Source organism: Streptomyces sp. NPDC001480, assembly GCF_042894725.1.
Lineage (GTDB): Bacteria > Actinomycetota > Actinomycetes > Streptomycetales > Streptomycetaceae > Streptomyces.
Map to the genome: position 1 here is coordinate 405,478 of NZ_JBIAVX010000005.1, position 12,425 is coordinate 417,902.

A 12,425-nucleotide genomic window follows, 5' to 3' on the forward strand; every position below is an offset into this window, starting at 1 on the left:
GCGCTCGCAAGTCCTCCCCTACCTGTCCGCAGCAAAGGACACCCATGCCCCGGCAACTCCACCTCAACGCGTTCCTGATGAACACCGGCCACCACGAGGCGTCCTGGCGGCTCCCGGAGAGCGATCCGTACGCCCACGTGGAACTGGACCACTACGTCCGGCTGGCCCGGATCGCCGAACGCGGCACCTTCGACTCGCTGTTCCTCGCCGACGGCCCCCAACTGTGGGGCAACCTGGCCCAGCGCCCGGCCGGCGCCCTGGAACCGCTCACGCTGCTCACGGCGCTGGCGACGGCCACCGAGCACATCGGGCTGATCGCCACCGCCTCCACCTCCTACAACTCCCCCTACAACCTGGCCCGCAAGTTCGCCTCGCTGGACATCATCAGCGGCGGCCGGGCGGGCTGGAACATCGTCACCACCGCCGGCGCCGAGGCCGCCCGCAACTTCGGCCTCGACGCCGAGCCCGCGCACGCCGAGCGGTACGCCCGGGCCGCCGAGTTCCTCGACGTGGCCCTCAAGCTCTGGGACAGCTGGGAGGACGACGCGATCCTCGGTGACAAGGCGGCCGGGGTCTGGGGCGACGACACCAAGATCCACCCGCCCCGGCACAAGGGCACGTACTTCAGTGTCGAGGGCGCCCTCAACGTCCCCCGCTCCCCTCAGGGTTACCCCGTCCTCGTGCAGGCGGGGTCGAGCGAGGACGGCAAGGCCTTCGCCGCCCGGTACGCGGAGGCGGTGTTCACCGCCCAGCAGACCATCGAGGACGCGCGGGCCTTCTACGCCGACCTGAAGTCCCGTACCGCGCGGGCCGGCAGGGACCCCGAGCACATCAAGGTGCTGCCCGGCATCGTCCCCGTACTCGGGTCGACCGAGGCGGAGGCGCGGGCGAACGAGCGGGTCCTGGAGGACCACATCGTGTACGACCACGGCGTGGCCCGCCTGGAGAGCCTGCTGCAACTGGAGCCGGGCACCCTGGAGCTGGACGAGCCGCTGCCCGCCGATCTGCCTCCCGAGTCCGCCATCGAGGGCGCCAAGAGCCGCTACACGCTCGTGGTGGAGCTGGCCCGGCGCGAGCGGCTCACCGTCCGGCAGCTCATCGGGCGGCTCGGCGGCGGGCGCGGGCACCTCACCTTCGCCGGTACGCCCGAGCAGGTCGCGGGCCAGATCGAGAGCTGGTTCACCCAGGGCGCCGCCGACGGATTCAACATCATGCCGGCCGTGCTGCCCTCCGGCCTGGAGGCGTTCGTCGAGCACGTCGTCCCGGTCCTGCGCGCCAGAGGCCTGCTCCGCGCCGAGTACGGCCCCCGCCGGACCCTGCGGGAGCGCTACGGCCTCCCGCGCCCCGCCAACCAGTACCTGACACCCGCGTTCGCCTGACCCACCTGACGCACCCGAAGGGAACCCCCATGTCCATCGAGATCACCAAGGTCACCGCCAACATCGGCGCGCAGGTCTCCGGCGTCGACCTCTCCGGCCCGCTCGCCCTGGAGGAGGTCGCCGCGATCCGTGAAGCGCTCAACGTCCACAAGGCGCTGGTCTTCGACGACGTGCACCTCGACGACGCCGGCCAGCAGGCCTTCGCCCGCCACTTCGGCGACCTGACCACGGCCCACCCGACGGTCGGCGCGGTCGAGGGCGCCCCGAACGTGCTGCCCGTGGACAGCGAGCGGGGCCGCGCCAACCACTGGCACACCGACGTCACCTTCGTCCTCAACCCACCGCAGGCCAGCACCCTGCGCTCCATCACGGTCCCGCCGTACGGCGGCGAGACCCTGATCGCCAGCTCGGCCGCCGCCTACCGCGACCTGCCCGAGCCGCTGCGCCGGCTGGCCGACACCCTGTGGGCGGAGCACACCAACGACTACGACTACGCGGTGCCGGACGAGGAGGTGGACGAGGAGAGGGCCGCCCAGCGCGCCCAGTTCACCTCGATCAAGTACCGCACCGCCCACCCGGTGGTCCGCGTCCACCCACTGACCGGCGAGCGCGGGCTCTTCATCGGCGGGTTCGCGCAACGGATCGTCGGCCTGTCGACCGGCGAGTCCCGCAAGATCCTCGACCTGCTCCAGGCGTACGTCACCCGGCCGGAGAACGTGCTGCGCTGGCGCTGGTCGCCGAACCAGCTGGTCCTCTTCGACAACCGGATCACCCAGCACTACGCCATCGACAACTACGACGGGCAGCCGCGCCGGCTGCACCGGGTGACCGTCGCCGGTGACGTCCCGGTCGGTATCGAGGGCAAGGAGAGCTACTCGATCGAGGGCGACGCCTCGCACTACACGCCCGTACTCACCCCGGTCGCCGCGTAACCGTCCGTTCACCGCCCGTGCGGCGGGCGTCCGGATGGTGGGCGGCTCCTTCGCGCGAACGGAGGGGCCGCCCACACTGTGGGCGTTTTTGCCCATCTATTGCACTGGACGAGCCGCGCCATGCCCAGCACCAACGTCAAGGCTCCGCCGGAGTCGGACGCCTCCCTCTCCCACGGTCTCAAGCAGCGCCACCTGTCGATGATCGCCCTCGGCGGCGTGATCGGCGCGGGCCTGTTCGTCGGCTCCGGCGCGGGCATCGCCGCCGCCGGACCGTCGATCGTGGTCGCCTACACCCTCTCCGGCCTGCTGGTGATGCTGGTGATGCGGATGCTCGGCGAGATGTCGGCCGCGTACCCCTCCTCGGGCTCCTTCTCCGCGCACGCCGAGCGGGCGATCGGCCCGTGGGCGGGCTTCGCCGCGGGCTGGTCCTTCTGGGTGCTGCTGTGCACGGCGGTCGGCCTGGAGGGCATCGGCGCCGCGCACATCGTCAGCGGCTGGCTGCCGGGCACGCCCGAGTGGGCGTGGGTGGCGCTGTTCATGGTGGTGTTCTGCGGCACGAACCTGGCCGCGGTGAAGAACTTCGGCGAGTTCGAGTTCTGGTTCGCCGCGCTGAAGGTCGGTGCGATCAGCCTGTTCCTGGTCCTGGGCGTGCTGGCCGTCGCGGGCGTGCTGCCCGGCACGGACTCCCCCGGCGCCGCGAACCTCACCGACTTCCTCCCGAACGGCGGCGAGGGCCTGGTCATCGGCCTGCTCGCCTCCGTCTTCGCGTACGGCGGCCTGGAGACCGTCACCATCGCGGCGGCCGAGTCGGAGAACCCGGTGCGGGGTGTGGCGAGCGCCGTCCGCACGGCCATGTGGCGCATCGCGCTGTTCTACATCGGCTCGATGGCCGTCGTCGTCACCCTCGTCCCCTGGAACTCGAAGGCGGTCGTGGAGAAGGGCCCGTACGTCGCCGCCCTGGACCACCTGGGCATCCCGGGCGCCGGTCAGCTGATGAACGTGGTCGTCCTGGTGGCCCTGCTCTCCGCCATGAACGCCAACATCTACGGCTCCTCGCGCATCGCCTACTCCCTCGTCCAGCGCGGCCAGGGCCCGAAGGTGCTGGCGAAGATCTCCGGCGGGGTGCCGCGCGTCGCCGTGCTGACCTCCTGCGTCTTCGGCTTCGTCTGCGTACTGCTGAGCTACTGGCGCCCGGACGACGTCTTCCCCTGGCTGCTGAACATGATCGGCGCGGTGATCCTGATCGTCTGGATCTTCATCGCCGTCTCCCAGCTGCTGCTGCGCCGCCGCGTGGAGCGGGAGGCACCGGAGCGCCTGGCCGTCCGGATGTGGGCGTTCCCGGTGCTGACCTGGGTGGCGCTGGCGGCCATGGCGGCGGTTTTCGTCCTGATGGCCCGTGAGCCGGACACCCGGGTGCAGCTCTACTCCTCCGGCGGTATGACCCTCTTCCTGGCGGCGGTCGGCTACGTCCGGCAGCGGACACGCGCCAAGTCCTGACCCCCTCCCGCCCCGAAACGCCCCCGCGGTACACCCGCGGGGGCTTTTTGTTGCTAGCGTGCAGTTGCAAGCTATGTGCAATAAGCTTTCGAGGGGACCCGCCATGCCCGTCTACACGCTGCCCGACCTGCCCTACGACTACTCCGCGCTCGCCCCCGTGATCAGCCCCGAGATCATCGAGCTGCACCACGACAAGCACCACGCGGCCTATGTGAAGGGCGCCAACGACACGCTGGAGCAGTTGGCGGAGGCGCGGGACAAGGAGTCGTGGGGCTCGGTCAACGGCCTGGAGAAGAACCTGGCCTTCCACCTGTCCGGGCACATCCTGCACAGCATCTACTGGCAGAACATGACGGGCCCGAAGGACGGCGGCGGCGAGCCGCTGGCGCAGGACGGCGTGGGCGAGCTGGCGGACGCGATCACCGAGTCCTTCGGCTCCTTCACCGCCTTCAAGGCCCAGCTCTCCAAGGCCGCGGCCACCACCCAGGGCTCCGGCTGGGGCGTGCTGGCGTACGAACCGCTCAGCGGCCGCCTGATCGTCGAGCAGGTCTACGACCACCAGGGCAACGTCGGCCAGGGCTCGGTCCCGGTCCTGGTCTTCGACGCCTGGGAGCACGCCTTCTACCTCCAGTACAAGAACCAGAAGGTCGACTTCATCGAGGCCATGTGGCAGGTCGTCAACTGGCAGGATGTGGCCGGCCGTTACGAGACCGCCAAGTCGCGCGCGGACGTCCTGCTCCTGACGCCCTGACGGCGCCACCCGATCGTCCCGCCTCGTGATCGTCTTCTCACCCTTCACGGCGGCGGGCGGAAAGAAAGAGACCCCCGTGAGGACGTGACTCACGGGGGCTTTCCCCTCCTTCCGGGTCCACCGATCGGTGGACGCCAGGTTCAACCGGGTACCCGTGTCCCCCAACCACCTTGCACAGCAAGGCTTTGGGGCATGAGAACACCCACTGTGCGCATAGCGGGCTGGAGTGCGCGGCACCCTTGGAAGGCGGTCCTCGGCTGGCTGCTGTTCGTGGCCCTGTGTCTGGGCGTCGGCGGAGCCGTCGGCACGCACGGGGCGACCACGGCGGACTACCGGGTCGGCGAGGCGGGCCGGGCCGAGGCCATGGCGGCCGAGGGACACCTGGAGCGGCTGTCCACCGAGCAGGTGCTGATCTCGGCGCGCTCGGGAGCCCTGGACGAGCGGGCCGACTCCGCCGCGCGGGACCTCGCCGCGCGGATGAAGCGGCTGCCCGAGGTCGCGTCCGTGGCCGCCCCGGTACGGTCCCCGAACGGCCGCCTCCTCATGGTCGAGGTGTCCGTCAAGGGCGAGGAACGGGACGCGAAGGACAAGGTCGGCGCCCTCCTCGCACAGACCCAGGCCGTGCAGCGGGCCCACCCCGGGCTGCTGCTCCAGGAGACCGGAAGTCCCTCCATCAGCAGAGGGGTCGACGAGCAGCGCGGCGACGACCTCGCCCTCTCCGAGAAGATCACGCTGCCGGTCACCCTGCTCACCCTGCTGGTCGCCTTCGGGTCGCTCACCATGGCCGCCGTACCGCTGCTGCTCGCGCTGTCGTCGATCGCCGCGGCCGTCGGGCTGGCGATGGTCGCCTCGCACGTCTCGCCCGACGCGGGGGTCGGCACGAACGTGATCCTGATGATCGGGCTGGCGGTCGGCGTCGACTACACGCTGTTCTACCTCAAGCGGGAACGGGAGGAACGGGTCTGCTCGGGCGGGCGGTTGAGCAGCGAAACCCTGGTGGAGCTGGCGGCGTCCACCTCCGGGCGGGCGGTCGTGGTCTCCGGGCTCGCGGTCGTCGCCTCCACCGCCACGCTCTACCTGGCCTCGGACGTCATCTTCTCCTCGCTGGCCACGGGCACGGTCGTGGTCGTCCTGGTCGCGGTGGCCAGCTCCCTCACGGCGCTGCCCGCGCTGCTGGTCCTGCTCGGCAGGCGCGCCGAGCGCCGGGCACTGAGGCGGGCGGGGCGCGGAAAACCCGCACGGCGGCCGCGCGGTGAGGACGGCGGCCGGTTCTGGACGACCCTGCTGCGGCCCGCCGCCCGGCATCCGCTGGCCGCGCTGTGCGTCCCGGTCCTGGCACTGCTCGCTCTCGCCGCCCCGCTCGGCAGCCTGAAGATCACCGAGATGAGCCGGGACACGCACTCCCGGGAGATCCCCGCGATGCGCGTGTATGACCGTCTCAACGCCGCGTTCCCGGAGCACCGGGTCACCCACCAGGTCGTCGTACGGGCCACTCCGCAGCGGTCCGGTGACGTCACCGCGGCCCTGCGCGCCCTCGCCCGCCGCGCCGCCGGCGACCCGCTGTTCACCGGCGCGTCCCGGATCCGCACCTCCGCCGACCACCGCACCAGCACCCTCGAACTACGGGTGCCTTACCTCGGCAACTCCCCCCAGGCGTATGGCTCCCTGGACCGCCTGCGCCGCACCTACCTGCCCGCCACCGTCGGCCGGATCACCGGCGCCGAGTACGGCGTGACCGGCGACGTCGCCCGCTACACCGACTATCCGGACCACCAGAACGGCAAACTTCCCCTCGTCCTCGGTGCGTTGCTGCTCGTCACCTTCGCGATGACCCTGTACGCGTTCCGTTCCGTCGTCCTCGGCCTGATCGGCGTCGCCCTCAACCTGCTGTCCGCGGCGGCGGCGCTCGGTCTGCTCGTTCTCGTCTTCCAGCACACCTGGGCCGAGGGGCTGCTCGGCTTCCGCTCCACCGGGTCGATCGGCTCGCGCGTGCCACTGTTCCTGTTCGTCATCCTCTTCGGGCTGTCCATGGACTACCAGGTGTTCGTGGTGAGCCGGATCCGGGAGGCGGTCCTCGCCGGCACCCCGACCCGGCAGGCGGTGCTCGGCGGGATCCGCCGCTCGGCGAGCGTGGTGACCAGCGCGGCCGTGATCATGACGACGGTCTTCGTGAGCTTCGTCTTCCTGCACATCATCGAGATGAAGCAGATCGGCTTCGTCCTGGCGGCGGCCGTCCTGCTGGACGCGTTCGTCGTACGGATCCTGATCCTGCCCGCGGCACTGCTGCTGCTCGACGAGCGCAGTTGGTGGCCGGCACGATCGGCCTCGCGCACTCAACCCGCTCCCGACGGCGCGCTGGTCGACGTACGTTGATCGGCATGACCGCTCTCGCCGAGCCCTCCACCGACGCCTTCTGGGCCGTGTCGCTGCGCCGTTGGAACGCGGTGTGCTGGGTGCTGTTCGCCGCGATGGCCGTCGGGATCACCGCACTGGGCGGTTCCGGCCGGGACACCTACGCGGCGCTGGCGCTGCTGGCGTGTGTGGCGGTGAGCTTCGCGGTGCTGCACCGCTTCCCGGCCAACCCCGTCGTGCGTCCGCACGGCTACCTCGGGGTGCTGGTGGCCGCGCTCGGCGGCCTGGCCTACCTGGGGTCCAGCTACGCGGCCCTGTTCATGGTGACGTTGCCGCACTACTGGATGTTCGGGCGGACCCGGCGGGCGTCGATGGAGTTCCTGGGACTGGCCACCGCCGGCACGCTCGCGGGCAGCTGGGTGCGGCAAGGCTGGTCGGCGGAGTTCATCGGTGAGACCGCCGTGTCCACCCTGATCGTGGTCGCGGTGGGTGTGCTGATCGGGCTGTGGGCGCACTCGGTCGTCGAGCAGAGCACCGAACGGGCCCGGCTGATCGTCGAGTTGGAGCGCACCCAGGCCGAGCTGTCTCAGGCGCACCAGCGGCAGGGGGCCGCGGACGAGCGGGAACGGATGGCACGCGAGATCCACGACACGCTCGCGCAGGGCCTGGCGTCCATCGTGGTCCTCGCCGAAGCCGCCCGGTCCGGGCTCGCCACCGACCCCGAGCGCACCGTCCGGCAACTGCGCTCCATCGAGTCGACGGCCCGCGAGAACCTCGCCGAGGCACGCGAACTGGTCGGCTCGGGGCAGCACGGCGGGCGGGCCGCGGCCGGGTCCGTGGCGCAGACGCTGCGCCGCATCCTGGACCGGTTCGCGGAGGACACCGGGCTCACCGTGGACACCGAGCTCGCCGACCTCGACTGCGACCAGCAGACCCGGATCGCCCTGCTGCGCTGCACCCAGGAGTCCCTGGCCAATGTGCGCAAGCACGCCCGCGCCTCCACGGTCGGCGTGGTGCTGGCCCGGCGGTCGTACGGGGTCGAGCTGGAGGTCACCGACGACGGCACCGGGTTCGTGGTGGAGGCCTCGACGGGCTTCGGCCTGGACGGGATGCGCAAGCGGCTGGCGGAGCTGGGCGGGCGGCTGACGGTCACCAGCTCGGTCGGGGACGGGACGAGGATCCTGGCGATGATCCCGACGGACGGCGAGGGGGCGGTATGAAAGGCGGGACGCTCAAAGTCGTCGTGGTGGACGACCACACGGTGATGCGGGCAGGGGTGATCGCGCTCCTCGACGGCGAGGCGGGCATCGAGATCGTCGGTGAGGCGGGCGACGGCCGTGCGGCCCTCGACCTGGTCGCCCGGCACGATCCCGACGTGGCGCTGGTGGACCTGCGCATGCCGGTCCTGGACGGGGTGACAACGACCACCGAGATCGTCGCCCGGTATCCGCGCACCCGGGTGCTGATCCTGACCACGTACGACACCGACGCCGACGTGGAGCGGGGCGTGGAGGCCGGGGCCATTGGCTATCTACTGAAGGACACCACCCGCGAGCAGCTGGCCGACGCGATCCGGGCGGCGGCACGCGGGGAGACGGTCCTGGCGCCCCGCGTGGCGGAGAAGCTGGTCGCGCGGCTGCGGCGGCCGGTGCAGGAGCCGCTGACCGCCCGCGAGACCGACGTCCTGAACGCAGTCGCCGACGGGCTGACCAACGCCGAGATCGGCCGCCGCCTCGTCATCTCCGAGGCCACCGTGAAGACGCACCTGCTGCGCCTGTTCGCCAAGCTGGACGTCAACGACCGGACGCGGGCGGTGGTGGTGGCGATGGAGCGGGGGCTGCTGCGGCGGCCCTGAGCTAGGGCTCGCAGGGCACGTTCAGCGACAGCAGTGAAGCGGTCTCCCCGTCGATACGGACCTCGCTCACCGCCGCGTTCTCCAGGCGCGGGAACACCCTGCGGTACTCGGCCGGCGGGATGGACAGCAGCCGGCACAGCACCAGCCGGAGCAGGGTGTTGTGGGCGACGACGAGGACGCGTTCCCCGGGGTGCGCGGCGGCGACGCGGCGCAGGGCGGCCGTGCCCCGGCCGGCGGCGGCGAGGGGGTCCTCGGCGTCCGGGAAGGGGTGGGCCACCGGGTCGGCGCGGAAGGCGCCGGCCGCCGTCGGATCCTCGGCCGCGAACTCCGCCAGCGTACGGCCCTCCAGCACCCCGAAGTCGCATTCCCGCAGGTCGGGTTCGCGGTGCGGGGTGAGAGAGAGGGCGCGGCAGGCGGGGTCGGCGGTGGCGACGGCCCGGGAGAGGGGGGAGGTGACGATCGCGTCGACCGGGTGAGCGGCGGTCCACCGGCCGAGCGCCTCGGCCTGGTCCCGGCCGGTGTCGGTGAGGGCGATGTCGCTCACCCCGGCGTAGCGGTTCTCGGCGTGCCAGACGGTCTGCCCGTGCCGGGCCAGGAGGAGGGTGGTGGTCATGAGTCGGCAGTATCCCGGTCGAGGCGGGCGCGTGCGTGGGCGGCGACCGGGCCGGGCAGCCAGCCCCGTGACTGGAGCTCGTCGACGAGGCGGGCGTACGGCTCGGTGAAGCGGGCGGTGTGCCCCGGGCGGGGTTCGACGACCGTGCGGACGCGGACCATGCGGTCGGTGACGTCGGCGAGCGTGGGCGCGGCACCCATGCCGTACGCGGCCAGCGCGGCCATTCCGAGGGCGGGTTCGGTCTGCTCGGGCACCCGGCCCGGGCGGCCCAGGATGTCGGCGCGGAGCTGGTTCCAGTAGGCGCTGCGGGCGGCTCCGCCGGTGAAGGTGAGGGGGCCGTCGAGGGGGGCGCCGAGGTGGTGGAGGTAGTCCAGGCAGAGGCGTTCCGTCATCGCGACCCCTTGGAGCAGGGCCGCCCACAGGTCGGCGTCCGACACCGGGTCGCCGAGGAGCACGGCGGTGGCGTCCGAGGAGCGGAACGGGAAGCGTTCACCCGGTGAGACCAACGGGTAGGCGACCGCGTTCGACGGTTCGAAGGCGGCGGCACGGGCGTCCAGCGCGGCCGGGTCGGCGCCCGGGAACCGCGCGGTCAACACCCCCGCGCCGACACTGGAGGCGCCGCCCGGCAGCCAGCCCCCGTCCGGCGCCCGGTGGTTGTAGACCACGCCGGCGGGGTCACGGACCGGCTCGGCGGCGGCGCCCTTGAGCACCAGCGTCGTCCCGAGCACCGAGTTCCAGGCCCCCTCGCGCAGCGCCCCGGACGCGATCTGCGCCGCGCACCCGTCGGTCATGCCCGCGATGACCGGGGTGCCGGCGGGGATGCCGGTGGCCTTGGCGGCGGCCCGGCAGACCTCGCCGAGGCGGGTGCCGGGGCGTACGACGGCGGGGAGCGCGTCCGCCGGGACGCCGGGGATCTCGGGCCAGGCGTCGCGCCCGAGGTCGTACGCCGTTTTGAGGGCGTGGCTGGAGTCGGTGGGGACCGGGTGGCCGACGAGGTGTGCGGTGACGATGTCGGGCTGGTGGGCCACCTTCCCTGACTCCCCGTTCGCGAGCAGCCACCGCGCCTTCGGCAGCCCCCAGGTGTCCTGCACCGCGAGCCCGGCTGCCCGCAGCCGTGCCGCCTCCGCGCCGGCCCGCCCGTCGTCGTACATCAGCGCGGGCCCGAGCGGCTGCCCGTCCGGGTCCGTCAGCAGCACGGTCCCGGAGGTGCCGCACACCGCCAGCCCGTCGACCCGGCACCCTCCCGGCAGTGCCTGCCGGGCGGCGGCGCACAGCGCCTCCCACCACTCCCCCGGCTCCTGCTCGTGCCGCGTCCCCGCGCGCCGCCCGTGCCGCAGCGGGGCCGAGCCGCTGCCCGCGACCGCGCCGTCCGCCGTCACGAGCAACGCGCGCACGCCCTGCGTCCCCAGGTCGATCCCCAGCCATGCCTCGGTCCCGGAGCCCATCCGGTCCTCCCACACATCGCGACCCGTTCTGTGAACTTCCCACTCTGCACTGAGATTTCACCCCGCACGAGGGATTGACGGGCTTCCTTCTCCGTTACACCCTCTGTTATCGAGTCGACTCGACGTGTTAACCCGACCGGCCCCGACCCCCACGGAGGTCACGGATGGACAGGCACGCGCACGACCGCCGACGCTTCCTCGCCCTCACCTCAGGCCTCACCGCCGCCACCGTCGCGGCCCCGCTGCTCACGGCCTGCGGCGCGGGCTTCGGCGGGAACGACGACAAGGGCGCCGGCTCGGCCGCGGACGACGTCACCGGCTCCTTCGACTGGAGGCGGGAGAAGGACACCACCGTCAAGGCGCTGCTGAACAAGCACCCGTACACGGACGCCCTGATCGCCGACCTGAAGTCCTTCACCGCGAAGACCGGCATCAAGGTGGAGTACGACGTCTTCCCCGAGGACAACTACTTCGACAAGCTCACCGTGGACCTCTCCAGCGGGCGTGCCTCGTACGACGTCTTCATGCTGGGCGCCTACATGGTGTGGCAGTACGGGCCACCGGGCTGGCTGGAGGACCTCGGGCCCTGGATGCGCAACTCCTCGGCCACCGGAGCCGAATGGGACCAGGCGGACTTCTTCCCCAACCTCCTCCAGGCCGACCAGTGGTCCCTGAAGGCCGGCGCGCCGCTCGGGCGGGGCGGGCAGTACGCGCTGCCGTGGGGCTGGGAGACGAACGTCGTCGCCTACAACACCGAGGTGTTCGCAAAGCTGGGCCTGAAGCCCGCGGAGACCTTCGACGAGCTGCGCGAACTCGCCGGGGTCATCAAGAAGAAGGCGCCCGGCGCCGGCTTCGACGGCATGTACGGGATCGCGGTGCGCGGCTCGCGCAGCTGGGCCACCATCCACCCCGGGTTCATGACGATGTACGCCCGCGACGGGCTGCACGACTTCACGGTGAAGGGCGGGAAGCTCACCCCCGCCATGAACACCCCTCGGGCCGTCGCCTTCACCCGGGACTGGGCGGGCATGGTCAAGCAGGGCGGGCCGCCCTCGTGGACGTCGTACACCTGGTACCAGTGCTCCAGCGATCTCGGCGCGAAGAAGGCGGGCATGCTCTTCGACGCGGACACGGCCGCCTACTTCCAGGCCGTGAAGGGCGCCTCGCCCGCCTCCGGGAAGATCGCCTTTCACCCCGGGCCGAAGGGCCCGGACGGCTCCCTCGCCACCAACATGTGGATCTGGTCGCTCGGCATGAACGCCAAGAGCAAGAAGAAGAGCGCCAGTTGGCTGTTCCTCCAGTGGGCCACGGGCAAGGAGCACCTGCGCAAGGGCGCCATCACCTACAACCACATCGATCCCGTTCGGAAGTCGGTCAGCCAGGACGCCGCCTACAAGGACAAGATGCGGCACCTGCCCGGCTTCCTCGACACCTTCGAGACGGTCGTCGACCAGACGAAGATCCAGTTCACCCCGCAGTCCCAGTTCTTCGACGCCACCACGAGCTGGGCGGCGGCCCTCCAGGAGATCTACGGCGGCAAGGACGCGGGATCCGTGCTCGACGGGCTGGCGGGCGACCTCGAGTCCAAGGTGGGGTGAGGC

General features: G+C 71.7%; 10 protein-coding genes. 8 read left to right on the forward strand and 2 right to left on the reverse strand.

Features of this window, described 5'->3' with window-relative positions; translation table 11 throughout:
• Window positions 1–44: 44 nt before the first annotated feature.
• The 7 genes from ACFY01_RS14740 to ACFY01_RS14770 all read left to right on the forward strand — a co-directional run bounded on the left by ACFY01_RS14740 (window position 45) and on the right by ACFY01_RS14770 (window position 8,766).
• Window positions 45–1,379: an LLM class flavin-dependent oxidoreductase gene (locus ACFY01_RS14740; RefSeq protein ID WP_390736084.1), complete on the forward strand. Its 1,335-nt coding sequence runs from the start codon at window positions 45–47 to the stop codon at window positions 1,377–1,379.
• Between the two features lie 29 nt (window positions 1,380–1,408).
• Window positions 1,409–2,311: a TauD/TfdA dioxygenase family protein gene (locus tag ACFY01_RS14745; RefSeq protein WP_390736085.1), complete on the forward strand. Its 903-nt coding sequence runs from the start codon at window positions 1,409–1,411 to the stop codon at window positions 2,309–2,311.
• Between the two features lie 120 nt (window positions 2,312–2,431).
• Window positions 2,432–3,808 carry an amino acid permease gene (locus ACFY01_RS14750; protein WP_390736086.1) on the forward strand — a complete coding sequence of 459 codons (1,377 nt, stop codon included), beginning with the start codon at window positions 2,432–2,434 and terminating at the stop codon, window positions 3,806–3,808.
• Between the two features lie 103 nt (window positions 3,809–3,911).
• Window positions 3,912–4,559 (forward strand): superoxide dismutase, encoded by a 648-nt coding sequence (locus ACFY01_RS14755; RefSeq protein WP_390736087.1) that lies wholly within the window; start codon window positions 3,912–3,914, stop codon window positions 4,557–4,559.
• Window positions 4,560–4,751: 192 nt separating this feature from the next.
• Window positions 4,752–6,932: an MMPL family transporter gene (locus tag ACFY01_RS14760; protein WP_390736088.1), complete on the forward strand. Its 2,181-nt coding sequence runs from the start codon at window positions 4,752–4,754 to the stop codon at window positions 6,930–6,932.
• A gap of 5 nt (window positions 6,933–6,937) precedes the next feature.
• The gene (locus tag ACFY01_RS14765; protein WP_390736089.1) at window positions 6,938–8,131 is read left to right on the forward strand and encodes a sensor histidine kinase; all 1,194 of its coding nucleotides are present in this window, start codon (window positions 6,938–6,940) and stop codon (window positions 8,129–8,131) included.
• On the forward strand, window positions 8,128–8,766 hold the full coding sequence (locus ACFY01_RS14770; protein ID WP_390736090.1) for a response regulator: 639 nt from the start codon (window positions 8,128–8,130) through the stop codon (window positions 8,764–8,766). Before ACFY01_RS14765 ends, ACFY01_RS14770 begins: the two co-directional genes overlap by 4 nt.
• Window position 8,767: 1 nt before the next feature.
• On the opposite strand, the gene ACFY01_RS14775 is transcribed toward ACFY01_RS14770, so the two are convergent.
• Both ACFY01_RS14775 and ACFY01_RS14780 read right to left on the reverse strand, forming a co-directional pair.
• Window positions 8,768–9,379, reverse strand: a complete 612-nt coding sequence (locus tag ACFY01_RS14775) for a histidine phosphatase family protein (protein WP_390736091.1) — start codon at window positions 9,377–9,379, stop codon at window positions 8,768–8,770.
• Entirely contained in the window at window positions 9,376–10,824 is a 1,449-nt protein-coding gene (locus ACFY01_RS14780) for an FGGY-family carbohydrate kinase (protein ID WP_390736092.1), read from the reverse strand. The genes ACFY01_RS14775 and ACFY01_RS14780 overlap by 4 nt, the downstream gene beginning before the upstream one ends.
• 164 nt (window positions 10,825–10,988) lie before the next feature.
• On the opposite strand from ACFY01_RS14780, the gene ACFY01_RS14785 reads away from it, so the two are divergent.
• The gene (locus tag ACFY01_RS14785) at window positions 10,989–12,422 is read left to right on the forward strand and encodes an ABC transporter substrate-binding protein (RefSeq protein ID WP_390736093.1); all 1,434 of its coding nucleotides are present in this window, start codon (window positions 10,989–10,991) and stop codon (window positions 12,420–12,422) included.
• Window positions 12,423–12,425: the final 3 nt, after the last annotated feature.